The following is a 26,406-nucleotide window of genomic DNA, read 5'->3' on the forward strand; positions in this document are numbered from 1 at the left end:
TCCCGCTGCTCCGCTCGGCTTCCTTCCCTGCTCCGCTTCCTGCCCTGCTCCGCTCCCCGATCGGCGCCCGGCGCCGCATACCCCTGGAGTGCCTCGTGCAGCAACAACTCGGTGTGGCCGCTCTGTTGAGCGATTCCGCGCTGCGCTTCCCGGACCACGTCGCCGTCGTCGAGGGCGAAACCCGGGTCACCTACCGGCAGTTGTGGGACGACGTGCTGCGCTGCGCGGCGGCGCTGCGCGCACGCGGCGTCCGGCCGGGCGATCGGGTCGCGCTGATGTTGCCGAACATCGCGCTGTTCCCGCGCGTGTACTACGCGATCATCGCGGCCGGCGCCTCGGTCGTGCCGATCCACGCGCTGCTCGTCGCGGACGAGGTCGAGTTCGTCCTGCGGCACAGCGGTTCGGTGCTCGCGGTGAGCGGCGGGCCGCTGTGGCCGACCGCGCTGGCCGCCGCCGAAGCGGCCGGCATACCCGTGCTGGAGGCCGACCACGAGCAGCCCGGCGAGCCGTCGGCCGCCGCGCATCCGACCGCGGCCGACGACATCGCGGCCATCCTGTACACCAGCGGCACCACGGGTCGGCCCAAGGGCGCCAGGCTGACCCACCTCAACCTCGTGCTGAACGCCACCGTCTGCGCTCAGGACCTGCACGAACTCGGCCCCGAAGACGTCGTGTTGGGCTGCCTGCCGCTGTTCCACAGCTACGGCCAGACCTGCGCGATGAACGCCGCGCTGCGCGCCGGTGCCACGCTGGTCCTGATGCCGCGCTTCGACCCGGCCGACGCGCTCGACCTGATCGTCCGCGAGGGGGTGAGCGTCTTCATGGGCGTGCCGACCATGTTCCACGCGCTCGCCGAGGCGGCGAGCGGGCGCACCATGCCGAGCCTGCGCCTGGCGGTGTCCGGCGGCGCGGCCCTTCCGGTCGCCGTGCTGGAACGCTTCGAGACGGCGTTCGGCGCGCATGTGTTCGAGGGGTACGGACTCACCGAGACGTCCCCAGCGGCGACCTTCAATCAGCGCGTGCTCGGCCGCCGGCCCGGGACGGTCGGGCACGCCATCCGCGGCGTGGAGGTGGCGGTGGCCGCCGCCGACGTGGAGGCGCGCATCGACCTGCTGCCGGTCGGAACGGTCGGTGAGGTGGTGATCCGCGGTCACAACGTCTTCGCGGGCTACCTCGACGACCCGGAGGCGACCGCGGCGGCGATCGTGGACGGCTGGTTCCGCACCGGCGACCTCGGCGTGGTCGACGAGGACGGGTTCCTGTCCATCGTCGACCGCAAGAAGGACCTGGTCATCCGGGGCGGCTACAACGTCTATCCCCGCGAGGTCGAGGAGGTGTTGGCCCGCCACCCGGCGATCGCCCAGGTCGCGGTGTACGGGGCCGCGCACGAGGCGCTCGGCGAGGAGGTACACGCCGCCGTCGTGCTGCGCCCCGCGCCGACGGGCACACCGGCGCCCACCCCCGAGGAATTGATCGCCTGGTCCCGCGAGCACCTCGGGCGGCACAAGTACCCACGCGTGATCCGCCCGGTCGACGCACTCCCGCTCGGCCCCACCGGCAAGATCCTCAAGCGAGCCCTGCGCGAGTCCCTCCCGGCAGCCGCCGGCAACGCGGAGCACTGACCGCCGGTTCGCGCACGGCAACGACGGGGCCGGCTCGATCCGAATACCGGCCGCCAACTGCGGCCTGGCCACGGTGCCGATGGGTACCGGCCCCAAGGGCCTGCCCACCGCCGTGCAACTCGTCGGCCGCCCCGCCGGCGAACCCCTCTTGCTCGCGATCGCCGCCCAACTCCAACGAGCCAACCCCTGGCCCCGGCACGCCCCGGCGTACAGCACACCCCGACCCCGCCCACCGGATGCGGTGGGCGGGGTCGGGGTCCGCCGGGCGGGCCGGACGGAAGGAAGGTCGGGAGCGGCCACTCACCGGCGTCCCGACCTTCCGATCAGGTGGGCTACTTGAGCCCGTTGTCGACCGCGGTCATCAACACCCCGGTATCTCCGCTCATCTCCCAGAGCATCGCGCCCAGGAGGTTCTTTGTACGGAGCCAGGCCGTCTTCTTGCCGATGGACCACGTGTCGTCGAAGGTCCACCACTGGCCGTTGTTGCCGGTGTAGCCATAGGTCGAGACCGATTGTTCGTCGTGGTAGACGGTCAGGTTCGGTACCGACGCGACCAGGTTGGCGTAGCCCCTGGTGCCGGCTTCCTCCGGGAACTGGCCCGGTGCGGCCCCGTTGGCGGCCTGCCATTCGCCGTGCGCCCCGCCGTCCGTGACCTGTTGCCAGCCACGGCCGTAGAAGGCCAGCCCGAGCACGAGCTTGCGCGGGTCGACACCCTGGTCCAGGTAGTACTGGACGGTGGATTCCACGCTGAACTTGGTCGGGTACGGGTCACCCGCGTCGACGTACAGGTTGCCCTGGTTGCCGGTGCGGTTGGGTTCCCAACTGTTGTCGCTGCCGGAACCGTGGAAGTCGTAGCCCTGCACGTTGGCGAAGTCCATGTAGTCGAACACGCCGGGCGTGCCGTCGTTCGTGGTGATGTCCCAACCGGCGTCGATCTTGCCGGGGTCGGCCGGGGTGAACGCGGTGAGCAGGTACTTCTTGCCGGTGGTCGCGGTCAGCGCCTCCATCTGCCTGCGGAACTCGGCCATCAGCAGGGTGAGGTTGTTCTTGTCGGCGGTCGAGATGTGGTTGCCGGCGTGGCCCTCGGCGCCGGGCCACTCCCAGTCGATGTCGAACCCGTCGAAGACGCCGGCCGCGACACCGGTGCCGCCGCGTCCATTGGTCACCGGCAGGTTGCCCTTGAGGTACATGTCCACGCAGGACTTCACGAACTTCTGCCGCGACGCGTCGGTCTTGGCGGCGTCCGAGAAGTACTTGCTGTACGTCCAGCCGCCGATCGAGATCAGCGACTTCAACTTCGGGTACTTGGCCTTGAGTTGAAGAAGCTGGTTGTAGCTTCCGGCGAGCGGCTGGTTCCAGGTGTCCGCGGTCCCGTTGACGGACTCGCCCGCACCGACCGAGCGTTCGTAGTCGGCCCAGGAATCGCCCGCGCCGTCGCCCTGGTTGGGATCCTGGGGCCCCGGGAGGGTGGCTCGGGTGACTCCGTTCATGCAGGTCAGGTTGGTCGGATCGATGTTGGAGAAGGCGTAGTTGAGGTGGGTCAGCTTGGCCGCGGCACCGGAGGTGTCCAGCGACTTCATCGTGTAGGCGCGTCCGTAGATGCCCCACTGCACGAAGTAGCCCACGCGCACGTAGTCGTTGCCGGGGGTGCCCCCACCGGTGGTCTTGACCGTCAGCGGCGCACTGGCCGGGCCGGTCTGGTCGATGGTGTCCCGGGCGACCACCGTGTACGTGTACGTGGTGTTCGCGGTCAGACCGGTGTCCCCGTAGGTGGTGGTGGTCACCGTCGCGATCCTGGTCGCGCCCCGGTAGACGTCGTAGTTCTTGATGCCGTGATCATCGCTCGCCGCCGCCCAGTTGATCGTCAGCGAGGTGTCGGTGACCGCGCTCGCCGTCGGCGTGCCCGGCGCGGTCGGTGGGGTGTCCGGGCCGCCCGTGGGCCTGGTGCGCAGCGTGCCCGTGGGCCCGGCGGGCCCGGTCTGGCCGATCGTGTCCCGGGCGACGACCTTGTACACGTAGGCGGTGTCGGCGGTCAGCCCGGTGTCGGTGTAGGCGGTGCCGGCGGTCGTGCCGACCACGGTGTTGCCTCGGTAGACGTCGTAGTTCTGGATGCCCTTGTCGTCGGTGGCCGCCGCCCAGCTCAGCGAGATCGAGTCGACGGTGGTCGCGGTCGCGGTGGGCTGCCCGGGGGCGCTCGGCGGGTTGTCCGTCGGCGGCGCGCCGTCGCAGGGACCGCCGTTCACCTTGCAGTTGCTCGGACTTCCCGGTCCGCTGCCGACGAAGCCGAACTTGACGCCGGCGCCGGGCGCGAGAGAGCCGTTGTACTCCCGGTTCTTCGCGGTGATCCGCGTTCCGGATTTGGTGATGAGCGTGTCCCAGTACGCACCCACGCTGGTGCCGGTGGGGAAGTCCCACTCGACGGTCCAGCCCGTGATCGTGGCGGTACCGGTGTTCTTGATCGTCCACTCCGCCTGGAAGCCACTGCCCCAGTCGGAGGTCTTGACGAATGTGGCGGTCGCGCCCGCGGCGGCCTGCGCGGGCGCGGCCGACAGGCCGACCATCGCGGCGAGCGGGAGCAGCAGGGCCGCGAAGATCGCGACGAACCTCTTGCCCGGCTTGGTGCGTTTGGTGCGCCTCACGGTTCCGATGGCCATGGGTGCTCCTGGATTTGGGATCCGATGGAGAACCTGCGCCCCACAATGAGCCGGGATGTCCGGCTCACACAGTAGAGCGAGCGTAGTGAAGGTCTGGACCAATAATCAAGGTCTAGACCAGTAGGGATCAGCGCGGACCGGGATCGATCGGAATGCACCCACCGACGCGGCAATTCCGGCTGGACACAGGGCCGTTGATCGATTCGGCACACGCCCGCGACCGAATCGGATCGCCCGCGCGACCGACTGCCACCCCGCCGTCCCTGTCGCCACGGGAGCACCACCACCCCCGTCGATCCCGACGGCCCCACCGTCGCCGAACGCCGCCCCGACGGCTGCCGTTTCGTTGGCCGCATTCGGTGTTCGACAGGCCTTCACGCAAAATGTGATTTGTGACATGGTACATGTCACGCAGCGGCCCGGACGCTCCCCTTCCGGTCCGCTACGGCACCAACTGCCTTGCCACCGTTGGACTTTGCGGTGAGGCAGGTACCAGGACCACACTCGCGCCGACTCCGAAGTCCCAGATCGGGGCCGACGTCGAACCGCTCATGCCGTGGCACCACCCCCATCGGAGGCGCGCGTGCGCGCGACCTCTGTTCCGCAAGGAGACGGTCTTTGCGAACCAAACCGGCACGACAGGGACTTCGCCGCATCGCGGTGGTCACCATCTCGCTCGCCATGGGCTTCGGGTTGTTCACCCAGCCCGGATCGGCCGCCCCCTCCGATCCGGCTGCGACGACGTCGACAGCCCAGGCGACCTCCACCTCCGCTTCCACCTCCGGCCCGTCGGCCGGCACCGCCCCCAGCGCATCGGCCGACCGAACCACGCACACCCAGGGCAAACCGCTTGCGGTACCCGACCAACCGCCGCTGTCCGCGAGCGCGCCGGACAGCGCCCGGCGCGACTACGGCGACCCGTCGAGCGCCGTACTGCCGGCTCGCCCGTCCATGGCCGGCGAGCGACGCGCCGCAGCGGCCTGCACGGTCGCCGACTTCGCGAGCCGCACCGGCGCCGCGCTCGTCCAGCAGATCAAGGCGTCGACCACGGACTGTGTCAACACGCTGTTCACGGTCACCGGGCCCGACGCCGCCTCGATCTTCCGTGAGGCGCAGATGACCACGGTCGCCTACGCCCTGCGCGACCTCGCCGGCTCCTATCCGGGCAACGGCAGCACCGGCGCCCCGCAGATCGTGCTCTTCCTGCGGGCCGGCTACTACGTGCACTGGTACAACGAATCCACCGTCGGCACCTACGGCCCCACGTTGCAGACCGCCATCCGGTCCGGTCTGGACGCCTTCTACGCCAACGCACACTCCTCCGACGTCACCGACGCCAACGGCGAGACATTGGCCGAGGCCGTCACCCTGATCGACAGCGCCCAGGAGAACGCCCGCTACCTGTCCGTGGTCAAGCGCCTGTTGGCGGGCTACAACAGCTCGTACGACGCGTCCTGGTGGATGAAGGCCGCGGTCAACAACGTCTTCACCGTGCTCTTCCGGGGCCACCAGGTTCCCGAGTTCGTCACCGCGGTGCAGGCCGACCAGAGCGTCATCGACGCGGTCGACAGATTCGCGACCGCGCACCGCGACCTGCTCGGGACCGACCGCGCATACCTGACCACCAACGCGGGTCGCGAACTGGTCCGGTTCGTCCAGTATCCGACCCTCCAGGCCAAGGTGCGCCCGATGGTGCGCACGCACCTGGCGGCCACCTCGATCACCGGGCCGACCGCGCCGCTGTGGGTCGCACTGGCCTCGGGAACGGACTACTACGACAAGGCACAGTGTGCCTATTACAACACCTGCAACCTCCAGGCCCGACTGACCGCGGCCGTGCTGACCGTGGACTACACGTGCAGTACGAGCATCCGCATCCGCGCGCAGGAGATGACCCCGGCCAACCTCACCGCCGCGTGCACCAGCCTGCGCAACCAGGACGCCTACTTCCACGGCGTGGTCGCGGACAACGGCCCGGTGGCAGGCGATCTCAACACCAAGATCGAGGTCGTGGTCTTCGACTCCAGCACCGACTACCAGACCTACGCCGGCGCGATCTTCGGCATCGACACCAACAACGGCGGCATGTACCTGGAGGGCGACCCGAGCGCGGCCGGCAACCAGCCGCGCTTCATCGCCTACGAGGCCGAGTGGACGCGCCCCGCGTTCGAGATCTGGAACCTCAACCACGAGTACACGCACTATCTCGACGGCCGCTTCGACATGGCCGGCGACTTCGACGCCGGCGTCAGCACCCCGACCATCTGGTGGATCGAGGGCTTCGCGGAGTACGTCTCCTACTCCTACCGCAACCTGCCCTACGACGCGGCGATCACCGAGGCGGGCAAGCACACCTACGCGCTGAGCACGGTGTTCGACACCACCTACTCCCACGACACGACCCGCATCTACCGCTGGGGCTACCTCGCGGTGCGGTACATGCTGCAAAAGCACCCCGCGGACGTCACCCGGCTGCTGGGCTACTACCGCGCGGGCGACTGGACCGGCGCCCGCACGTTCCTGACGAGCACCATCGGCAACCGCTACGACAGCGACTGGTACACGTGGCTGGCCGCCTGCGCGGCCGGCGAGTGCGGCGGCGGAACTCCCGCCAACCGGCCGCCGGTGGCGCAGTTCACCAGTGCCGTCAACGGCACCTCGGTCGCCTTCACCGACACCTCCACCGACCCCGACGGCACCATCGCCACCCGCGCCTGGGACTTCGGCGACGGCACCACCTCGACCGCGATCAACCCGACCAAGACCTACGCCGCCGGCACCTACGCCGTACGACTGACCGTGACCGACAACGGGGGCGCCACCGCGACCGTCACCCACAACGTCACGGTCACCGGCGGCGGCACCGCCGAGTGCACCGATCCCGACATCCGCGCCCTGGCCAAGAACTGCCGGCGCAGCGCGCTGTCCGCGGCGACGGGTGGAAACGACAAGCTCTACTTCTACATCTACATCCCGGCGGGTACCGCCCGCCTGAACATCACCACCGCCGGCGGCACCGGCAACGCCGATCTCTACTACAACAGCACCGTGTGGGCCACGAACACCGCCTACACCGCCAAGTCCACCCAGAGCACAAACGCCGAGACGCTGACCATCACGGCGCCGCACGAGGGGTACCACTACATCACCCTGCACGCGAAGCAGACCTTCGCCGGCACATCGGTCACCACGACCTTCTGACCGACACCACCGAGCGACAGCACAGCGCCACACCGTGCGGCGGCGGGACCTACCCGGTCCCGCCGCCGCTCGTCGTCGACTCGCGCACCACCAACTCGGGCCGGAACACCACCTGTCGATGGGTATGCGAGCGCGGCTGCCCGCTCTCCTCGAAGAGCAGTTCGGCGGCGGTACGCCCGAGCCGATACGTGGGCTGACGCACCGAGGTCAAGGCGACGGCAGACGCCGCCGCGAACTCGATGTCGTCGTAGCCCACCACCGCGACGTCCCGCGGAATCCGCACCCCGGCGCGCAGCAGTTCGCGCATCAGCCCCATCGCGAGCAGGTCGTTGGCGCAGAACACCGCCGACGGCAGCCGGCCCGCCGCGAGCAGCCGCCCGGCGGCCTCCGCGCCCGAGCGCGCGTTCATCGCCGGCACCACCACGTCCCGGGTGGACGTACCCAGTCGCAGTCCCGCGTCCCGCAGCGCGGCCCGCATACCCCGACGGCGGTCCTCGCACTGCCGGATGCCCAGGGGACCGGTGACGAACGCGAACTCGCGATGCCCCTCGGCCACCAGGTGCTCCGCGGCCAACCGGCCGCCGACCACGTCGTCCACCGCGACCGAGCACAGGTCGGCCCGGTCGTCGGTGCGATCGAGGAGCACCACGGCCAGGCCCCGCGCCCGCAACTCCGCCACCGGCAACTCGGCGTCCCGCGCGGGAGTGACCAGCACGCCGCGGACCCGCTGTTCCTGGAGCACCCGCAGATACCGCTCCTGCTTGGCCCCGGAGTCGTCCGAGTTGCACAGGATGACCACCGAGCCGGTCTCGTTGCAGGCGTCCTCCACACCGCGCGCGACATCCGTGAAGAACGGGTTCGCCACGTCCAGGACGATCAGGCCCACGGTGTTCGCGACGCCCGAACGCAGCGAACGGGCCGAGTCGTTGCGGACGAACCCGAGCAGCGCCACCGCTTCGAGCACCCGGGTCCTGGTCGACTCGGCCACCCGCTCGGGGTGATTGAGCACGTTGGACACGGTGCCCACCGACACACCGGCCCGGTGGGCCACCTCTTTGATGCTCGACGTCGTCATCCGGGATCGATCCGCTCCTCCAGGCCGGTAATCTCCGGCGGGCGCCATCAGGGCAGCCTAACGGTTGTCGCCGCGCGCCCCGGATCGGCGCCGACCGCACGTGCGGACCGGGCGACACCCGGGGCACGTCCGCACGATTCGCACCCCGAGCCCCCACCGCCCGAGCCCGTACCGCCCGGGACGCCGCGCCCCGCCCCCTCAGCCGACCGGGGCCGGTCGCACCGGCAGCCGATCCGCCGCCCTCGCCCAGTCGCCCCCGCCGGCCCCGTCCCGCGGCTCGTACCGGCGCAGCGGCTGGGTCGTCCGCAACAGCCGGCGCAGGTCCGCGAGTGAACCGGTCACGCTCCCGGCGGCCCGCGCCTGCACCAGCAGATTGCCCAGCGCCGCGGCCTCGGTCGGCCCGGCCACCACCGGCAGTGCGCACGCGTCGGCGGTGGTCTGGCACAGCAGCGTGTTCAGTGCTCCGCCGCCGACCACGTGTACGACGTCGACGACGTGTCCGGACAGGCGCTGCGCGTCCAGGACGGCCGTGCGGTAGGCGAGCGCCAGGCTGTCCACGATGCAGCGCACCGTCTCGCCGGGCGTGCCGGGCACCGGCCCACCGGCGCGACGGCAGGCCGCCGCGATCCGGTCCGGCATGTCGCCGGGCGCCAGAAACACCGGATCACCGGCGTCCACGAGAAAGCGCAGCGCCGGCACCTTCGCCGCGTCGTCCAGCAGGCGCTCCAGCGAATGCGGTCGACCGAGCCGGTCCCAGTGCCGCATGCACTCCTGGAGCAGCCACAGCCCCATCACATTGCGCAGGTAGCGCACGGTGCCGTCGACGCCCAGCTCGTTGGTGAAGTTGGCCCGCCGACTCTCCTCGGTGAGCACCGGCGCGTCGAGTTCGACACCGACCAGGGACCAGGTCCCGCTGGAGATGTACGCGAAGCGATCGCCGCGCGCGGGCACGCCGACCACCGCCGACGCGGTGTCGTGCGATCCCACGGCGGTGACCCGGACGGGTCCGCGCAGTCCGGTCTCGGCCAGCACCTCGGCGTCGAGCACACCCGCGGCCTCGCCGGGCAACCGCAGCGGTGGGAACAGGTTCGGATCCAGCCCGAGCGCCGACATGATCGCGGTCGACCAGTGCCCGGAGACCGGGTCCAGGAGCTGGGTGGTGGAGGCGTTGGTCACCTCGGTGCCGGCCACCCCGGTCAGCCAGTGGGAAATCAGGTCCGGAATCAGCAACGCCTGCCGGGCGACCGCGAATTGCGGCGTGTCGGCCGCCGCGACGAGTTGGTGGACGGTGTTGAAGCCCGCGTGCTGGATCCCGGTGATCGCGTACAGCTCGGCAGCGGGCACGCGGGCGTACACCCGCTCGGGCACCCCCTCGGTGCGACCGTCGCGATAGTGCACCGGATTGCCGAGCAGCGCCCCGCTTGCGTCGAGCAGCCCGAAGTCGACGGCCCACGCGTCGATTCCCACGCTCACCGGCGTCCCGGCGGTGCGTCCGGCGGCCCGCAGCCCGTCCAGAACGCCGCCGTACAACGCCAGGGCGTCCCAGTGCAGTGTGCCGGCGACGCGCACCGGCCGGTTGACGAAACGATGCGCCTCGCTCACCGTCAGCGACTCCGGACCCACCCGCCCGGCCAGCACTCGCCCACTGGAAGCCCCGAGATCGACGGCCACAAAGGTCCGCGGCGTATGCATGCCCAACACCTCCTCTTACCTCGTCGATACGGACTCGACGGACGCGACTTACACGACGAACTCGATGGTCTCGCCGAACCGGACGGGCCCGACGGGCCCACGGACTCGACGGACTCGACGGACTCAGCGAAGGAACGCCGCCGCGACGCCCGCGTCCACCGGGATGTGCAGGCCGGTCGTGTGCGACAACTCCCCACCCGTCAGCGCGAAGACCGCGTTGGCCACGTGCGACGGCAACACCTCGCGCCCCAGCAACGTCCGCCGCGCGTAGTACTCGCCCAACCTGTCCTCCTCGACCCCGTACACCGCGGCGCGCTGCGCACCCCACCCGGCCGCGAAGATGCCCGATCCGCGCACCACACCATCGGGGTTGACGCCGTTGACCCGAATCCCGTGCGGACCCAACTCGGCCGCCAACAACCGCACCTGATGTGCCTGGTCGGCCTTGGTCGCGCCGTAGGCGATGTTGTCCGGGCCGGCGAACACCCCGTTCTTGGAGGCGATGTAGACGATGTCGCCGCCCGTGCCCTGCGCGATCATCGTCCGGGCCGCCTCGCGCGAGACCAGGAAGGAGCCGCGCGCCATCACGTCGTGTTGGAGGTCCCAGTCGCGGGCCGTGGTCTCCAGGAGCGGTTTGGAGATGGACAGGCCCGCGTTGTTGACCACCAGATCCACGCCGCCGAAGGCCAGTGCCGCCGCGGCGAACGCGGCCAGGATGCCCTCCTCGGAGGTCACGTCGACGGTGACCGGGACGGCCCGGTCCGGACCGCCGAGCGCCTCGGCGACCTCGCCGGCGGTCGCCGCGTTCACGTCCGCGACCACCACGCACGCCCCTTCGGCGACCAGCCGTTCGGCGATCGCCTTGCCGATCCCCGAACCCGCACCGGTGACCAGGGCCACCCGACCGGCGAGCGCCCGCGGCGCGGGGCGGCGGGCCAACTTGGCTTCCTCCAGGGCCCAGTACTCGATCCGGAACTTCTCCCGCTCGTCGATCGGCGCGTAGGTCGAGATCGTCTCCGCGCCGCGCATCACGTTGATCGCGTTGACGTAGAACTCGCCCGCCACCCGGGCGGTCTGCTTGTCCGGGCCGAAGGAGAACATGCCCACGCCGGGCACGAGCACGATCGCCGGGTCGGCGCCGCGGATGGCCGGCGAGTCGGGTTCGGCGTGCCGGGCGTAGTACGCGGCGTACTCGGCACGATATTTCGCGTGCAACTCGGGCAGTCGGGCGAGCACGTCCTCGATCGGCGCGTGGGCCGGCAGGTCGACCACCATCGGCCGCACCTTGGTACGCAGGAAGTGGTCCGGGCACGAGGTGCCCAGCGCCGCGAGCCTGGGGTGCTCGGCCCGGGACAGGAACTCCAACACCGGGGCGCTGTCCGTGAAATGGCCGACCCGGCGCTGGTCGGTGCCGGCGAGTCCGCGGAGTACGGGCGCCAACGCGGCGGCCCGGGCCCGCCGTTGCGTGTCGGGCAGCGGTTCGGCCAGCAGCTCGCCGAACGCATGCCGAGCCGGGTCGCGCCGCGACGCGATGAACTTCTCCGCGCCCCGGATGATGTGCAGCGAGTTGCGCTCGCACTCGGCGCTGGTGTCACCCCATGCGGTGATCCCGTGCCCGCCCAGCACGCACCCGATCGCGTGCGGGTTGGCCGCCCGGATGGCCGCGATGTCCAGGCCGAGGCGGAATCCGGGTCGGCGCCATGGCACCCACACCACGGTGTCGCCGAAACACTCGGCGGTGAGCCTCTCGCCGTCCGCCGCGGTGGCCAGGGCGATGCCCGAGTCGGGATGCAGGTGGTCCACGTGCGCGGCGTCGAGCAGACCGTGCATCGCGGTGTCGATGGACGGCGCGGCGCCGCCCTTGCCGTGCGCGCAGAAGTCGAACGCGGCGACCATGTCGTCCTCGCGCTCGTCGCCCGGGTACACCCCCACCAACGCGCGCAGCCGGTCGAGCCGCAACACGGCCAGCCCGTCCTCGGTCAGCGTGCCCAGGTCTCCGCCCGACCCCTTGACCCACATCAGCGGTACCGCCGCGCCGGTGACCGGGTCGATCCCGTCGGCCTTGGCGGAGGTGTTGCCTCCGGCGTAGTTGGTGTTGCGCGGATCCGCGCCCAGCGCACGGGAACGACTGAGCAGACGATCGACCTCGGACGGGGTGCCGGACATCGGCGGGCTCCTTGTACATCGGTACGGCGCGGTGCGGAAGTACGGAACTGCGGCGCTGCGCGCAAGCGCGGAAATGCGGTACGGCGCGGCGCGGAAATGCGGAAATGCGGTGCGATGCGGTGTGGTACGACGCGGTGCGGCGGTGCGGAAACGCGTCACGGCGCAGTGCCGGAGGCGGGCGAAGCGGACCCGGGCTCAGGCGCCCCAGCCGGCCGGTGTGCCCCCGACCCGCTCGGCCCGGATGCGATCGCCGTGACCCGACGCGTGATACGCCGCGACCGGATCCGGCGCGAGCCCCTGCTCCTCGCGCAACTCCCTCAGCAGCGGGCGGACATCGGTGTTGTAGGCGTCCATCAGCACGGCGTTCGCGCCGAGGACGTCGCCGGCCCGCTGCGCGTCGGCCAGAGCCTCGGCGTCGACCAGGAGCGCCTTGGCGGTGGCCTCCTGGACGTTGGTCACCGAGCGGATCTGGCCGGGGATCCTCGGCTCGATGTTGTGGCACTGGTCGAGCATGAAATTGACTCCGACGGCCGGATCGAGCCCACCGCCACGTACCACCTCGTGCATGATCCGAAACAGTTGGAACGGGTCCGCCGCGCCCACCATCAGGTCGTCGTCCGCGTAGAAGCGGGAGTTGAAGTCGAACGCGCCGAGCCGGCCCTCACGCAAGAGGAACGCCACGATGAACTCGATGTTGGTGCCCGGCGCGTGGTGTCCGGTGTCCACGCACACCACGGCCTTGGGGCCGAGCTTGAGGCAGTGCGCGTAAGCCGTGCCCCAGTCCGGTACGTCGGTCATGTAGAACGCGGGCTCGAAGAGCTTGTACTCCAACAGGATCCGCTGGTCCGCGCCGAGTCGCGCGTACACCTCGGCCAGTGCCTCGCCCAGGTGCCCCTGCCGGGTGGCGATGTCGCCCTGCCCCGGGTAGTTGGTGCCGTCCGAGAACCACAACTTCACGTCGCGCGATCCGGTCGCGTCCAACACGTCCACGCACGCGAGCAGGTGGTCGATCGCCTTGCGCCGCACCCGTGCGTCGGGGTTGGTCACGCTGCCGAGCATGTAGTCGTCGTCCTGGAACACGTTGGCGTTGATCGCGCCGATCCGTACGCCGTGGTTCCGCGCGTGTTCGGCCAGTTCCGCGTAGTCCTCGACGCGGTCCCACGGGATGTGCAGCGACACGATCGGCGCCACCCCGGTGAAGGCGTGCACCTGGGCCGCGTCCGCGATCTTCTCGAACGGATCGCGCGGCACGCCCTCCTGGGCGAACACCTTGAACCGGGTGCCGGAATTGCCGTAGGCCCACGAGGGGGTCTCGATCCGCTGGGCGCGCAGGGCGGCCCGCACCATCGTGTGGTCCGGCATGGGAGCACTCTCCTGACGCACAGAAAATGAAACGTTTCAATTCGATGCAAGGGAACGTACGACCCCACGGTCGAACCCGTCAAGGGAGCGGTCCCTCGGCGGCCCCGGTCGGGGCGCGGCACGCCGGGCCTCAGCGTCCGCCGACCACCACGCCCAGCACGGTCGAGGTCGGCACGTACCCGAAGTGCCGCGAGTCCTGGGTCCGCGCCGCGTCCCCGCGCACCACCAGCGAACTCTGCGGCACCCGCGTCCCGCGCACCGCGTGCACCGCCTGGCGCACCTCGCGCGGCACCGGATCGCCGGGGACCGCCGCCACCCGCTTGACCAACCAGCGCAGTTCGTCCTCCGCACCGAACCGGACCGGGTTGCGGAAGACGATCGCGTCGCCGCGTCGCACCGTGGTGGTCCGGCGTACGATCAACCGCTCGCCGTGCACGAACGTGGGCGCCATGCTCATTCCGGTCACCCGTACCAGGGCGACCCGCGAGCGCACCGCCCAGAGGATCGGCGTCGCGGTCGCCACGACCGCGGCGAGCACCAGGGCGCCGCGTGTTCTCGGGTTCACTGCGCGTCCTCCGCGATCCTGGTCGAGTCGTCCTGTCCGTCCGAGTCCCGGTAGCCGGCCGCCTGGAGCCCGAACAGCCGGGCGTAGTGCCCGTCGGCCAACGCCATCAACTGATCGTGGCAGCCCAGTTCGGTGATCCGGCCGTCGGCGAGCACGGCGATGGTGTCCGCGTCGCGCAGCGCGCCGAGCCGGTGCGACACCAGCAGGCTCGTCCGGCCGGCCCGATGCCGGTGCAGTGTGCGGTGCACGTCGTGTTCGGCCTCGGGGTCCAGGCCCGAACTGGGCTCGTCCAGGATCAGCAGGTCCGCGTCGGCGCGCATCAGCGAGCGGGCCAGCGCGACCCGCTGCCACTGGCCGCCGGACAGCGTGACGCCGGCCTTGTCGTCGTCCTCGTCCAGGTGTACCCGGCTCAACTGGGTGCGGTAGCCGTCCGGCAGCGCGGACAGGTCCGCGTCGATGCCCGCCGACACCGCGCCGGCCCGGATCCGGACCAGGTCCTCGCGGTGGGCCAGGTCGCCGATGCCGATGTTCTCCGCCGCCGAGAGGTCGTAGGTCATGTAGTCCTGGAAGGTCACCCCGATCCGGCGGCGCAGCGCGGCCACGTCCATCGTGCGGATGTCCACGCCGTCCCAGCGAATCGTGCCCCGGTCCGGGTCGTAGAACCGGCAGAGCAGCTTGATCAGCGTGCTCTTGCCGGCGCCGTTGCGCCCGACCAGTCCCACCGCGCCGCCGGCCGGTATCACCAAGCGGACGCCGCGCAGCACCCACGGCCCGTGCTCGTCGTAGCGGAACCACACGTCGTCGAACTCGACCGCTCCGCGCAGCGCGGGCACCTGCCCGGTACCGGTGGTGGCGGTGGCCAAGTCGTCGGGGGTGTCCATCAGGTCCAGGAAGTGGCCGAACAGCCGGATCGCCTCGGCGGCCATCCCGGCCTGGGAGACCACGCCGGTGAAGGCCTGTTGCACACCCGCGGCGGCGGCGGTGAACAGCATCACGTCGCCGACGGTGAATCGCCCGCGCGCGGCGCCCGCGACCACCACGACCATGCCCAGACCCGCCACCACCGCGTTCAGCGCGGCGAATCCGGCCTGGACGAGCATGCCGCGTCGGGCCACCGCGAGTTCGGCGTCGGTTGCCTCGGCGAGCGCGCGTACCAGCCGACCGTGCAGGAAGTCGCCCAACCCGAACAGCCGGATCTCCTTGGCCGCACGCGGGTCGGTCAGCAGCGACCGGTAGAACAGCCGGCGGCGCTGTTTCCCGGAGGTCAGTTCGAGCACCGCCACCTGCCCGCGTGCCATCGACAGCCGGGCCGACAACGCGGCGACGCCCACCAGGAACAGCAGGCCCACCATCGGCGGCCACACGGCCCACAACACTCCGGTGAACCCGCTCAGCGCGGCGGCGGAACGCACCACCTCCTGGCTGAACATGGTGATGTTGTGCGGCGCGTCCTCGGAGGCCTGCTGGGCCAGCCGCAGCCGGTCGTGGAACGCCGGGTCCTCGAAGCGCCGCAGTCCGCGGAACTCGTTGACCTTGGCGAACAGGTCCCGCTCGACGGTGACCACCAGTCGACGCCGGACCACCTCGTCCAGGTAGGCGGCCAGTTGCATCAGGACGGCGAGCACCGCGCCGAGCGTCGCGAGCACCAGGCCCAGTGCCACCGCCCGTCCGGAGTCGACCTGCGCGCCTCGGCCCAACTCGTCGAAGAGCAGTTTGGTCGACCAGGCGACCAGGGCGGGCAGCACGCCGATCAGCACGGTACAGGCCAACAAAAGCGCGGCGCCCACCGGCGCGGCCCGGAACTGGAGGGTGAGGGCGACCTTGACCGCGCGGGGGCGCAACCGGGACCCCGGGGGCGTACCGCCCTCCGGGGTCCCGTGCGATGGCGGAATCAACAGCGGGTGGCGGTCTTCACGCACGGACCGTTGCAGCTGTACACGTAGCGGTAGTGGCTACGGCAGGCGCAGAACTGGCCGTGTTCCGGGACACACGCCCCGGCGCGTTTCTCGCGGAGGACGAGCCCCAACAGTTTGTCGCCCATGGTGCCGATCACACGGTTCATCGTGGACCTCCATTGCAGGGTCGATTCGACGGAAGCGGGGTGTGCTTCTGCCGGAGGCGACGCTAAACCCGTTCGACGCCGAGTGGCAAGAGAATGCGAGCGGCCCGAATCGACGAGTATCTTCTTTGTTTCGGAACGGCTCCGGGTGAGCACTGATGCCATTGGCGGGCCCGGGGATACATTTCGCCCGGTCGTGTTCGCGGTCCCGTTCACGGATCCTCTACGCCGATCCCGTTCGCCCGTGTGTGGCGGGCCCTGAGGTCGGCCGACATCCTTCGCCGCCTCGGGAGAGTCGCCATGCCGTTGCTGATCGCCGCCGTGGTCCTGGTCACCGTGTTGTGCCTGTTGAACCTGCTGCTCACCTTCGGTGTCGTGCGCAAGCTGCGCGCGCGACGCGGGCAGGGGCACGGCGGACACGATGCGGACATCGCGGACCTGGTGCTGCCGGTGGGCGCGACGGTGCCCGCCTTCGCCGCGGTCACCACCGCAGGTGAGGCGGTGTCCCGGGACGGTTTGGGGGCCGTGCTGTTCGGCTTCTTCTCGCCGGGGTGCCCGGCTTGCGCGGAGCGGCTGCCGCTGTTCGTGAAGGCCGCGCGCAAGGCGGGCGGCGAGGGCCGGCGGGTGCTCGCGGTGGTGCACGGCGACGAGGCGGACACCCGTGAGCAGGTCGCCGCGCTGACCGCGGTCGCGCGGGTCGTGGTGGAGCCTGCCGACGGGCCGTTGGGCCGGGGATTCGCGGTCGCCGGATATCCGGTGTTCGGTTTGCTGGATGCGAATGGCACGGTCACCGCGAGCGGTTTCGACCCGAAAGCCCTTTCCGCACCGATGCGCACCGCGGCCTGATATGACGGATTCGGCCGGGCGCGGGTGGATTCCGGCAGGGTCGTTTATCCGGATGCGTGATTCCCGGGCATGATCATTCTCGGCGATAATTTGCTCCCGGCAATCGGGCTATAGTCGTGGAACGCGGAAGCGTTCCCGCGCGAACCTCGATTTATTACCGGGATCAGATATCCACCGGCGGGAATTCGCCGCGCCGGGTGAGCGCGGTTTCGGCCCGTCACGCAAGGAGTGCACGTGTCAGGTTCGTTCATTTTCCGCGGCCACCGCGGACGCCACGGCCACCGCAGACGCCACGGACGCCGCGGAGTCGCCCGCGCGGCGGTCGCGTTGACCCTGGCGCTGGCCGCCGTGGCGGGTTGCGGGTCCGAAGGAGGGTCGGACGCGGACGCGAATCCGCCCCGGGTGGCGGCCGGTTCGCCGTCGGCGGCATCGACGGCGGCGAGCCCGGCCGCGCCGGTGAGCGAGACGGCTCCGGAGGTCCCGACCACGTCGGCGAGCCCGACGGCAACGGCGAATCCGACGGCGCCGGGGGCCGCCCCGGCCCCGAACACCCCCGCGCCGCCCGGGCAGGCGGCACCCGGCGGCTCGGCGAAGCAGGTCGTGCCGCCCGCCGCCGACGCCCCGTTCGACTACCAGATCGGCGGCCCCTACCCGCCGCCGGCGAACGTGCGCGTGCTGATCCGCGATCGGGGCGCGCGACCCGAACCCGGGCGATACAACATCTGCTACGTCAACGCCTTCCAGACCCAGCCGGACGCGCGGGCGTGGTGGGAGAAGGAGCACCCGGACCTGCTCCTGCGCAAGGGCGGCAAGGTGGTGCTGGACGAGGACTGGGGCGAGGCCCTGCTCGACGTGTCCACCGAGGCCAAGCGCGCCAAGCTGATCGGGGTGGTCGGGCCCTGGATCGACGACTGCGCCAAGAGCGGCTTCCAGGCCGTCGAACCCGACAACCTGGACTCCTACAGCCGCTCGGGCGGCCTGCTGACCCTCGAGCACGACGCCGCGTTCGCCCGGCTGCTGACCGGGCGCGCCCATGCCGCGGGCCTGGCCATCGGGCAGAAGAACACCGTCGAACTGGCCGGCCGCCGCGCCGAGATCGGCTTCGATTTCGCGGTCGCCGAGGAGTGCGGCCACTACGACGAGTGCGGCGCCTACGCCTCGGCCTTCGCCAATCGTGTCTTCGTCGTCGAGTACTCCCGGGCCGACTTCGACACCGCGTGCCGCGGCTGGGGCGGCAAGGTCTCCGTCGTGCTCCGCGACCGTCAGGTCACCGCACCCGGCAACTCGGCTTACCTGTACGCGAGTTGCTGATCCGCGACCGTCGGGTCAGCGAACTCGGCGCACGGGTGCGCGTTGCCGATCCGGTGCACGCCGTCGTCGCCGCGCCGACCGGGGAGTCCCGGTCGGCGCGGCGAAGCCGTCACACCCGGGCGTGGGTGGTGATGTCCTCCTCGAAGAGCTCGACCATGCTCGCGGTCACCGTGGGGCGGGACTGGGCGAGGGCGTCCAGGTAGTCGTCGGTGCCCGCGCCCGGACCGTCGCCGCCGGCGGCCTCGTCGAACAGGTCGCGTTCGAAGGAGGCCTGGGCGGCGATCCGCGCCGCGTGGCCGATGTCGGCGGGCGTGAGCAACTCGCTCGCCGCCACCAACGCGTCCAGGTCCACGTCCGGACGGGCGGACGCGTACCGGGTCCACATCGCCCGGCGCGCGTCCGCGTCCGGCGTGCCCACCGGGATGATGTAGTCGAACCGGCCGGGTCGCAGGAACGCCGGGTCCAGCGAGCGCACCGAGTTGGTCGCGCAGACCAGCAGCCGGTCGCCGTGTTCGCGGAACGCCGGGATCAGCTTGAGCAGTTCGTTGGTCACCGCGTGCACGGCGCCGGCCCGGGCGTGCCGTACCGGCGCGATCTCCTCGACCTCGTCGATGAACACCACGATGCGCTCCAGCCGGGCCAGCCGCCCGAACGCCTCGCGCAGTGCCGCCGCCAGGTTGCCGCCGTCGGCCAGTCGCGAGGGCAACAACTCCACGAACGGCCAGCCCAGGCGCGAGGCGATGGCCCGGGCGAAGGTGGTCTTGCCGGTTCCGGGCGGGCCGAACAACGCGATCGCGCTGGGCGGTTCCACCCCGTGCCGAAGCGCGCGCTCGGGGTCGGCCAACGGCAGCACCACCCGCCGCTCGATCAGGTTCTTCTCCACCTCCATGCCGGCCACCTTCGACCACAGGTCGCCTGGCAACATCCGCCCGCCGAGCCGGTCCAGGGTCTCCGCCGCGTGGTCGTCGACCGGCTCCACCTTCTCGAAGTAGGCGACCGCCGGGCGCCGTTCGTAGCCCGCGTTGCGCAGGCCCTGCTCCCGCGAGTCCTCCTCGGGCAGCACGTAGGCGATCCGCCGCACCCGCTCCTCGACCAGCCTGCGCTCCAGCGCGAGCAACAGCGTGCTGGTCAGGCCCAGACCGCGCGCGGCGGGCGAGATGGCGATCCGCATCACCCAGGCCCGCCCCTCGGACACCGTGGCCAGCGCCGCCCCGACCACCGCGCCGTCCCGGCGCGCCACCATCGCGGGCTGCCGCGAGGTCAGCGCGTTGATGCACTCCGACAGCGAGAAGACCGACTCCTGGCCGAGGCCGGTCGTGGTGTCGATGAGGTGCACCACCGCTGCGAGGTCCTCCTCGCGGTAGTCCTGTATGAGCCAGACCATGAACAGCTCCATCCGTGGATCGAGTGCCTCGACGAGTGGCAAACAGTAGGGAGGGTAGCGGTGCCGCGAACGCGTCGTTGTGTACAAATAGACACGCGAACTTGGTCACCGTGCGGATGGACATTCCGGCCCGTAGCCGTGACATGCGAGTCGGTGACGCCCAGCGACCGCACTCGCCCCACCGGTGCACAATGGCCACGACCTCGTCCGAACCGTCCGGCCCGCCCGGGCCGCCCGACCCCTACGGAGCACACATGACCGTCTCGTCCGCGTCCGGCCCCGCCCACGCGTCCGGTGTCTTTCCGATCGGCGGCGACCTGCCGGTGCGCCGACTCGGGTTCGGCGCGATGCAGCTCACCGGGGCCGGTGTCTGGGGCGAGCCCAAGGACCGCCGGGAGGCGATCCGGGTATTGCGCCGCGCCGTCGAACTCGGGGTGAACCTGATCGACACCGCCGACTCGTACGGCCCGTTCGTCAGCGAACAGCTCATCCGCGAGGCCCTGCACCCATACGCCGAGGACGTGGTGATCGCCACCAAGGGCGGCTTCGCCCGCACCGGGCCGGGCGAGTGGCGCGTGCTCGGCCGGCCCGAGTATCTGCGCCAGCAGACCGAACTGAGCCTGCGGCACCTCGGCCTGGACCGGATCGACCTCTACCAGCTGCACCGGATCGACCCGCAGGTCCCGCTCGCGGACCAGCTCGGCGAACTCGGCCGGCTGCGCGAGGAGGGCAAGATCCGACACATCGGCCTGTCCGAGGTCACCGTCGAGCAACTGCGCGAGGCCCGGGAGATCGTCGAGATCGTCTCCGTGCAGAACCTGTACAACCTGGCCGAGCGCAACGCCGAGGCCGTGCTCGACTACGCGGCGCGGGAGAACATCGCGTTCATCCCGTGGTTCCCGATGGCCACCGGCGAACTCGCCCGCCCGGGCGGACCGTTGGACCAGGCCGCCAAGGAACACGGCGCGGCGCCGTCGCAGTTGGCACTGGCCTGGCTGCTGCACCGCTCCCCGGTGATGTTGCCGATCCCGGGCACCTCCAGCGTCGCGCACCTGGAGGAGAACATCGAGGCGGCCGGGATCGATTTGTCCGACGAGCAGTTCGAGGCGCTGTCGGCCGCGGTCTGAGGACCAACCGTCGGCCCGGGCCGGCCCGGTCCGGTGCCGCGTTCCGTCCCGCCGGACGGGACGCCCCCACCCGCGCCGGCCACGAGCGGGTCGGCCGTGACACGACAACGCCTGCCCGGCCCCGAGGTTCCGGGGCCGGGCAGGCGTTGTCGTGTCGTCGAGGGCATCCCGGCCATGGACGGCGGCCGGGATGCCCGTTCGGGGCCTACTGCTGGACGACGGTCAGGTTGGGCACCCAGCTCTCCGGCAGGCTGCCGTGGAAGGCCACCCGCTGCGTGCCGGTGTTTTGATCACGTAGTCGGCGCCGGCCAGCGCCCGGCGGCGGCCCAGGTGCGCCTCGACCCGGGCCCCGACGCCGAGCGATTCGATCATCCAACGGGTCATCCGTTCCGCGGTGTTCAGCCGATCGACGTCGATGTCGTGCAGCACGACGGTCATCTCGTCGGTCAGTTCGGGGTAGGTCGGCAGGTCGGAAAGCAGGTTCTTGGCGAACGTGATGCTGCCGGCTCCGATGAGCACGATCCTTGCCATGTTCGGGTCACCTCGCTGTGGGCGTCGGGTCGGGCGGGAGGTTGGTCACGGGCCGCGTCACGGGCGCAGGATCGCCTTGACCGGGTGGCTGCCACCGCGCATCAGATCGGTGAAGATCTCCGCGCCCGACTCCAGCGGGTAACTGGCGGTCCAACCCAGGCCCCAGCCGCCGACGAGTTCGGCGGCCCGGGCGAACTCGTCGTCGGTGTAGGCGAACGAGCCCAGCACCCGCTTCTCGGTACGCACCAGCATGGTCGCGTCGAAGCCCGCGCCGGCGTCGGCCAGGCCGAGCCAGATCGCCACCCCGCCCGGGCGCAGCAGCCGTACCGACTGCTCGTGGGTCTCGCCGGTGCCGACCGCGTCGAGGACCACGTCGAACTCGCCGGAGAGTTCGCCGCCGACCGTGGCGGCGCCCAACAGGGAGGCCATCCGGCGGCGTTCGGGCGAGCGGTCGGCCACCGCGATGCTCGCGGTGTCCTCGGTCAGCGCGGCCAGCACGCAGACCAGACCGATCGCACCGGCGCCGATCACGCCGACCCGGGCGCCGGGCGCGACGTCGGCCAGCCGCCAGGCGTGGACCGCGTTGGCCGCCGGTTCCACCACCGCGGCCGCCTCCCAGGACATCTCCTCGGGCAGCTTGTGCAGCGCGGAGCGCGGGACGGCGACCCGCTCGGCGAACGCGCCGGGCAGGTGCACGCCGATGATCCGGCGTTCGCGGCAGACCTGACGCAGACCGTCGCGGCACAGGTCGCAGGTGCCGCAGGACAGGATCGGGTTGACCGTCACCGGGACGCCGTCGTCGGTGACACCCGCGAACTCGTGGCCCATCACCAGGGGCGGGACCCGAAAACCCGGGGTGCGCACGCCGTGCAGTTCGCTGCCGCAGATGCCCGCGCTGCGTACGTGGACGAGCACGTCGTCCTCGCCCACCTCGGGTTCGGCGACGTCGTCCATCTCCACGGTCGAGGGGCCGGTGAACACGAGCGCCCTCACCGTCGTGCCCCCTGTGTCGCGCCGTTGCCGGTGCGGTTGCGGTTCACGTGCACTCTCCATCTCACCCTGGGGCGGGCGTCGTGTCGTTCGTGGGTCGCGGCGGTGTGCGCCCGCGACGGGAGGTCAGCCTCGGTAGGGGTGCGCGGGCAGACCGCGGATCCCGGTCCGGAACGCGAACAACCGGCCGCCCAGCGGCTCCCGGTCGTCGGTCGCGGCGGTGGTCACATAGAGCACATCCAGGTCGGCGCCGCCGAACGCGCAGTTCGTGACCCGGCGGGCCGGGACGTACAGGGTCCGGTGCAGTCGGCCGTCGGGGGTGTACCGGCGGACCGCGCCGCCTTCCCACAGGGCGACCCACACACCGCCCTCGGCGTCCACGGCCAGTCCGTCCGGCCAACCGGCCTCGGCGCCGATCTCGGCGAAGGGTCGGCGGTCGGAGACGGTGCCGGTCGTCGGGTCGTAGTCGCAGACGTCGATCCGCCGGGTCCCGGTGTCCACGTAGTAGACGAGTCGCCCGTCCGGGCTCCAGGCGATCCCGTTGGAGTTGGTCACGTCGGCGAACACCCGTACCGGCTCGCGCCGGTGGCCGGTGTCGGTGCTCGGGTCGAGTCGGTAGAGGGCGCCCGCGCCGGGGGTGTCGTCCTCGGCCTTGGTGCCGGCGAAGAACCGGCCCGCCTCGTCACAGGCCCCGTCGTTCATCCGGTTGCCCGGCCGGTCGGCCTCCACCTCGGCGACCACGCGCACCGTGCCGTTTGGGTCGAGTACGGCGAACCCCTCGCGCACCGCCAGGCCGTAGCCGCCGGCCGCGCGCGGGACCACCGCGCTCACCGGTGTGCCGACGTCGTACCAGCCGTGCAGGTCGGTGTCGGGCACCAGGTAGTGGATCCGGCCCGCCGGGATGTCCACCCACAGGAGGCGGGCGGTGTGCGGGTCCCAGCACGGGCTCTCGCCGAGCACCGCCGCCGGCGGCGACAGCAGGGTCGGCCCCGCCCCCGCGCCGGGGACGGAACCGCCGACGATCACCGACGGCCCGGCAACGCGTCGACGTCGACGACCGGGTTGACCAGCACCCCGATGCCCTCGACCTCGGTCTCCAACACGTCACCCGGCACCAGCCTGCGCGGCGGGTTCATGAACGCGCCGCACCCCCACGGGGTTCCGGTGAGCACCAGGTCGCCGGGTTCGAGGGTGAAGGCCCGCGAGCAGTAGGACAACAACTCGGCGATGCCGAAGACCATCTCGGCGGTCGAGGAGTCCTGCACCGTCTCGCCGTTGACCCGGGTGCGCAGCACCAGCGCCTGCGGATCGGCGATTTCGTCGGGGGTGACCAGAACCGGCCCGAGCGGGCAGAAGGTGTCCAGGCTCTTGCCGCGCACCCACTGGCCGTCGGCGAACTGGAGATCGCGTGCCGAGACGTCGTTGGCGACGGTGTAGCCGGCGATGCCGGCCATCGCCTCGTCCTTGTCCGCGTGCCGCAGCGTGCGGCCGATCACCACGCCGAGCTCGACCTCCCAGTCGACGTTCCCGGTCAGTTCGGCGTCGATCACGATCGCCTCCCCGGTGCCGATCACGCTGGACGGGAACTTGGCGAACACCAGTGGGCTCTCCGGCGGTTGCACCCCGGCCTCGCGAATGTGGTCCAGGTAGTTCAGCCCGATCGCGACGATCTTCCCGGGCCGCAACGGGGCCAGCCGCCGGCCGGCCTCGATCTCTTCCGTCGCGCCGAGCGCCGCGTCGCGCAGCGCCTCGGGACCGGCCGCGACCAGCGCGCCGAGCGTGCCGTCGCCGGGCCCGTCGAGTCGGTACAGCCCGCCCTCACGCTCGACGACGGCCACCGGCCGACCCTCGTACTCGACTGTCGCCAGTCTCATTCCCACTCCCCCGTCATTCGCCGTTCCGTCTAGCGGAACGCAATTCCAAGTGGCGTGGTGAGTAAAACAACGGGCCGTCGAAGATGTCAAGAGACCCCCGAACCGGCAACTCTCCGGTTCGGGGGTCTCGGGCAATTCGCTTACTGTGCAGGGAATTCAGATCACACTGCGTGTCGCTTCCGGGTACTTCGAGACGCGCCCGGGTCGAACATTCCAGCCCGCCCGGCGTTCGACGACACTCGGCCGCACGCCGTCCTAGCCGGCGGCGCCGGCCCATTCCGCCACGCGCGAGCGCAGCGCCTCGGCCAGCTCGGCCATCCGCGCCGAGGTCATCCGCGACTTCAGTCCGGTCACACTGATCGCGGCCGCAGGCGCCGACCGCCCCAGAAACAGCGGCACCGCCACGCACCGCAGGCCCAGTTCGTTCTCCTCCAGGTCGGTCGCGTACCCGCGGCCGCGCACCTCCTCGAGTTCGGCGGCCAGCTTGGGCACCGAGGTGAGCGTGTGCCGGGTCGCCGCGCGCAGCGGCAGCCGCGGCGTCGCCCAGGCCCGCAGCGCCTCGTCGGTCGGGTACGTCCAGGCCAGCAACGCCTTGCCGACTCCCGTACTGTGCGCGGGATTTCGGCCGCCGATCACGGACGAGAGCTTGATCGCGCCGGACGCCTCGACCTTGTCCAGATAGACCACCTCACCGGCGTCCAGGATGGCCACGTGCACCGTCTCGTCCATCAGCCTGCGCAGGTCCGCCAGCAGCGGATGCACCATCGAGCGCAGATCTATGTCGTCGTGGAAGCGGAACGCGGTCGCCAGCAACTGGCTCCCGATGAAGTACGGGCCGTTGGGCTCGGGCTGGGAGGCGAAACCCCGGTGCTTGAGCGCACCGAGCAGGCGGTGCAGCGTGCTCTTGGGTACGTCCAGGTCCCCCGCGAGCTCCTCCAATGTGATGCCTCGGGGCATTTCCCCCATACGCATCAGGATCCGCAGTGCTCGATCCACGCTGATCACGGGCGAATCGCTGTTGCCGGTCAAGGTCCCCCCTAGGGACGAGTCGGTAATGGGATGGCGTTCCGTCTGATGGAATGATAGACCGTATCGCGTAGCGCTGATACCGTCCCGGCTCATCGGAGCCCACGGAGGAGAAGCGATGCGCGGACTCATCGGTATGCGGGTACTGGTCAGCGGCGGCAGCAGCGGGATCGGCCTCGCGGCCGCCCGGCGCTTCCTCGACGAGGGTTGTCGCCTCTTCGTCAGCGGCCTGGACCCCGCCGAGGTCCAGGCGGCCGTCACCGCGCTTCACCCGTACGGCGACATCACCGGTCAGGCCTTCGACGTCAGCCACGAACCGGACGTGAGCGCCCTGGTCACCGCCGCCGTGGACGCCCTCGGCGGCATCGACGTGCTCGCGAACAACGCCGGCATCGCGTGGCGCGAACCCTTCCTGGAGATCACCCCCGAGCACTTCGACCGCATGCTCGCGGTCAACCTGCGCGGCATGTTCCTGGTCGCCCAGGCCGTCGGCCGGCACATGGTCGACCGCGGCGGCGGGGTGATCGTCAACATGTCGTCCACGAACGGGATCGCCGGCGAGGAGGACTACGCGCACTACAACGCCTCCAAGGGAGGTGTCCTCCTGCTCGGCAAGACCATGGCGGTGGAACTGGGTCGACACGGGATCCGGGTGAACACGTTGTGCCCGGGATACATCCGTACACCACTGAACGCCTCGATCGCCGGCGCGATGGGCGATGACGACTTCGAGAGCGACTACATCGCCAACCGGATCCCGTTGGGGCGCGCGGGCCTGGCCGAGGAGGTCGCCGCCGCGTACGCGTTCCTCGCCTCCGACGACGCGGCCTTCGTGCACGGCGCGGAACTGGTCGTCGACGGCGGCCAACTCGCGGTCATGTGACGGGAATCGCCCCTGCCTGCCCCCGCCTGCCCGACCGC

Annotated in this window: 20 protein-coding genes; 6 read left to right on the top strand and 14 right to left on the bottom strand. The window is 70.9% G+C overall.

Features of this window, described 5'->3' with window-relative positions; genetic code table 11:
* Positions 1 to 95: 95 nt before the first annotated feature.
* A complete protein-coding gene (locus ACIRL2_RS08165) occupies positions 96 to 1,622 on the top strand; it encodes a long-chain fatty acid--CoA ligase (RefSeq protein WP_402230944.1) in 1,527 nt (508 codons plus the stop codon).
* A 332-nt stretch (positions 1,623 to 1,954) separates the two neighbouring features.
* Here the strand turns inward: ACIRL2_RS08165 and ACIRL2_RS08170 are convergent, their stop codons facing one another.
* Positions 1,955 to 4,276: a glycosyl hydrolase family 18 protein gene (locus tag ACIRL2_RS08170; RefSeq protein ID WP_402230946.1), complete on the bottom strand. Its 2,322-nt coding sequence runs from the start codon at positions 4,274 to 4,276 to the stop codon at positions 1,955 to 1,957.
* Positions 4,277 to 4,894: 618 nt separating this feature from the next.
* Between ACIRL2_RS08170 and ACIRL2_RS08175 the strand changes: the two genes are divergently transcribed.
* The gene (locus ACIRL2_RS08175; RefSeq protein WP_395858629.1) at positions 4,895 to 7,477 is read left to right on the top strand and encodes a collagenase; all 2,583 of its coding nucleotides are present in this window, start codon (positions 4,895 to 4,897) and stop codon (positions 7,475 to 7,477) included.
* A 49-nt stretch (positions 7,478 to 7,526) separates the two neighbouring features.
* Here ACIRL2_RS08175 and ACIRL2_RS08180 read toward each other — a convergent pair whose 3' ends face one another.
* The 7 genes from ACIRL2_RS08180 to ACIRL2_RS08210 all read right to left on the bottom strand — a co-directional run bounded on the left by ACIRL2_RS08180 (position 7,527) and on the right by ACIRL2_RS08210 (position 16,399).
* Positions 7,527 to 8,552: a LacI family DNA-binding transcriptional regulator gene (locus ACIRL2_RS08180; protein WP_402230949.1), complete on the bottom strand. Its 1,026-nt coding sequence runs from the start codon at positions 8,550 to 8,552 to the stop codon at positions 7,527 to 7,529.
* Positions 8,553 to 8,750: 198 nt separating this feature from the next.
* Complete coding sequence (locus ACIRL2_RS08185; protein WP_395858632.1) at positions 8,751 to 10,244, bottom strand: rhamnulokinase family protein; 1,494 nt, start codon at positions 10,242 to 10,244, stop codon at positions 8,751 to 8,753.
* 123 nt (positions 10,245 to 10,367) lie between these two features.
* Positions 10,368 to 12,410 (bottom strand): bifunctional aldolase/short-chain dehydrogenase, encoded by a 2,043-nt coding sequence (locus ACIRL2_RS08190; RefSeq protein WP_402230952.1) that lies wholly within the window; start codon positions 12,408 to 12,410, stop codon positions 10,368 to 10,370.
* A gap of 195 nt (positions 12,411 to 12,605) precedes the next feature.
* Positions 12,606 to 13,772 (bottom strand): L-rhamnose isomerase, encoded by a 1,167-nt coding sequence (gene rhaI, locus ACIRL2_RS08195; protein WP_402230955.1) that lies wholly within the window; start codon positions 13,770 to 13,772, stop codon positions 12,606 to 12,608.
* A gap of 130 nt (positions 13,773 to 13,902) precedes the next feature.
* Positions 13,903 to 14,337, bottom strand: coding sequence for a S26 family signal peptidase (locus ACIRL2_RS08200; protein WP_402230957.1), 435 nt, complete (start codon positions 14,335 to 14,337; stop codon positions 13,903 to 13,905).
* Entirely contained in the window at positions 14,334 to 16,178 is a 1,845-nt protein-coding gene (locus tag ACIRL2_RS08205; protein WP_402230960.1) for an ABC transporter ATP-binding protein, read from the bottom strand. Before ACIRL2_RS08205 ends, ACIRL2_RS08200 begins: the two co-directional genes overlap by 4 nt.
* Positions 16,179 to 16,228: 50 nt before the next feature.
* Positions 16,229 to 16,399: a hypothetical protein gene (locus ACIRL2_RS08210; protein ID WP_395858638.1), complete on the bottom strand. Its 171-nt coding sequence runs from the start codon at positions 16,397 to 16,399 to the stop codon at positions 16,229 to 16,231.
* A 297-nt stretch (positions 16,400 to 16,696) separates the two neighbouring features.
* Between ACIRL2_RS08210 and ACIRL2_RS08215 the strand changes: the two genes are divergently transcribed.
* Together ACIRL2_RS08215 and ACIRL2_RS08220 are read left to right on the top strand one after the other, a co-directional pair.
* Positions 16,697 to 17,242 (top strand): TlpA family protein disulfide reductase, encoded by a 546-nt coding sequence (locus ACIRL2_RS08215; RefSeq protein ID WP_395858639.1) that lies wholly within the window; start codon positions 16,697 to 16,699, stop codon positions 17,240 to 17,242.
* Between the two features lie 456 nt (positions 17,243 to 17,698).
* Positions 17,699 to 18,553, top strand: coding sequence for an endo alpha-1,4 polygalactosaminidase (locus ACIRL2_RS08220; RefSeq protein ID WP_402231543.1), 855 nt, complete (start codon positions 17,699 to 17,701; stop codon positions 18,551 to 18,553).
* A 109-nt stretch (positions 18,554 to 18,662) separates the two neighbouring features.
* Here ACIRL2_RS08220 and ACIRL2_RS08225 read toward each other — a convergent pair whose 3' ends face one another.
* Entirely contained in the window at positions 18,663 to 19,937 is a 1,275-nt protein-coding gene (locus ACIRL2_RS08225) for an ATP-binding protein (protein WP_395858640.1), read from the bottom strand.
* Positions 19,938 to 20,191: 254 nt separating this feature from the next.
* Here ACIRL2_RS08225 and ACIRL2_RS08230 point away from each other — a divergent pair, with 254 nt between their 5' ends.
* Positions 20,192 to 21,064, top strand: coding sequence for an aldo/keto reductase (locus tag ACIRL2_RS08230; RefSeq protein WP_402230962.1), 873 nt, complete (start codon positions 20,192 to 20,194; stop codon positions 21,062 to 21,064).
* A 222-nt stretch (positions 21,065 to 21,286) separates the two neighbouring features.
* On the opposite strand, the gene ACIRL2_RS08235 is transcribed toward ACIRL2_RS08230, so the two are convergent.
* The 5 genes from ACIRL2_RS08235 to ACIRL2_RS08255 form a co-directional block, all read right to left on the bottom strand.
* A complete protein-coding gene (locus tag ACIRL2_RS08235) occupies positions 21,287 to 21,595 on the bottom strand; it encodes a hypothetical protein (RefSeq protein ID WP_395858642.1) in 309 nt (102 codons plus the stop codon).
* A 57-nt stretch (positions 21,596 to 21,652) separates the two neighbouring features.
* Positions 21,653 to 22,588, bottom strand: a complete 936-nt coding sequence (locus tag ACIRL2_RS08240) for an alcohol dehydrogenase catalytic domain-containing protein (RefSeq protein ID WP_402230963.1) — start codon at positions 22,586 to 22,588, stop codon at positions 21,653 to 21,655.
* Between the two features lie 123 nt (positions 22,589 to 22,711).
* Positions 22,712 to 23,611, bottom strand: a complete 900-nt coding sequence (locus ACIRL2_RS08245; protein ID WP_402230965.1) for an SMP-30/gluconolactonase/LRE family protein — start codon at positions 23,609 to 23,611, stop codon at positions 22,712 to 22,714.
* A complete protein-coding gene (locus ACIRL2_RS08250) occupies positions 23,608 to 24,459 on the bottom strand; it encodes a fumarylacetoacetate hydrolase family protein (RefSeq protein ID WP_395858645.1) in 852 nt (283 codons plus the stop codon). Before ACIRL2_RS08250 ends, ACIRL2_RS08245 begins: the two co-directional genes overlap by 4 nt.
* A 255-nt stretch (positions 24,460 to 24,714) precedes the next feature.
* Positions 24,715 to 25,488 (bottom strand): IclR family transcriptional regulator, encoded by a 774-nt coding sequence (locus tag ACIRL2_RS08255; RefSeq protein WP_395858646.1) that lies wholly within the window; start codon positions 25,486 to 25,488, stop codon positions 24,715 to 24,717.
* Positions 25,489 to 25,603: 115 nt separating this feature from the next.
* On the opposite strand from ACIRL2_RS08255, the gene ACIRL2_RS08260 reads away from it, so the two are divergent.
* A complete protein-coding gene (locus ACIRL2_RS08260) occupies positions 25,604 to 26,368 on the top strand; it encodes an SDR family NAD(P)-dependent oxidoreductase (RefSeq protein WP_402230968.1) in 765 nt (254 codons plus the stop codon).
* Positions 26,369 to 26,406 lie beyond the last annotated feature (38 nt).

The organism is Embleya sp. NPDC127516, from assembly GCF_044765325.1.
Lineage (GTDB): Bacteria > Actinomycetota > Actinomycetes > Streptomycetales > Streptomycetaceae > Embleya.

Coding starts and splice junctions, on each gene's coding strand:
- ACIRL2_RS08190 (WP_402230952.1), bottom strand. CDS start 12,410: ATGTCCGGCACCCCGTCCGAGGTCGATCGTCTGCTCAGTCGTTCCCGT.
- rhaI (WP_402230955.1), bottom strand. CDS start 13,772: ATGCCGGACCACACGATGGTGCGGGCCGCCCTGCGCGCCCAGCGGATC.
- ACIRL2_RS08210 (WP_395858638.1), bottom strand. CDS start 16,399: ATGAACCGTGTGATCGGCACCATGGGCGACAAACTGTTGGGGCTCGTC.
- ACIRL2_RS08235 (WP_395858642.1), bottom strand. CDS start 21,595: ATGGCAAGGATCGTGCTCATCGGAGCCGGCAGCATCACGTTCGCCAAG.
- ACIRL2_RS08230 (WP_402230962.1), top strand. CDS start 20,192: ATGACCGTCTCGTCCGCGTCCGGCCCCGCCCACGCGTCCGGTGTCTTT.
- ACIRL2_RS08180 (WP_402230949.1), bottom strand. CDS start 8,552: ATGACGACGTCGAGCATCAAAGAGGTGGCCCACCGGGCCGGTGTGTCG.
- ACIRL2_RS08225 (WP_395858640.1), bottom strand. CDS start 19,937: ATGGTCTGGCTCATACAGGACTACCGCGAGGAGGACCTCGCAGCGGTG.
- ACIRL2_RS08185 (WP_395858632.1), bottom strand. CDS start 10,244: ATGCATACGCCGCGGACCTTTGTGGCCGTCGATCTCGGGGCTTCCAGT.
- ACIRL2_RS08260 (WP_402230968.1), top strand. CDS start 25,604: ATGCGCGGACTCATCGGTATGCGGGTACTGGTCAGCGGCGGCAGCAGC.
- ACIRL2_RS08215 (WP_395858639.1), top strand. CDS start 16,697: ATGCCGTTGCTGATCGCCGCCGTGGTCCTGGTCACCGTGTTGTGCCTG.
- ACIRL2_RS08170 (WP_402230946.1), bottom strand. CDS start 4,276: ATGGCCATCGGAACCGTGAGGCGCACCAAACGCACCAAGCCGGGCAAG.
- ACIRL2_RS08250 (WP_395858645.1), bottom strand. CDS start 24,459: ATGAGACTGGCGACAGTCGAGTACGAGGGTCGGCCGGTGGCCGTCGTC.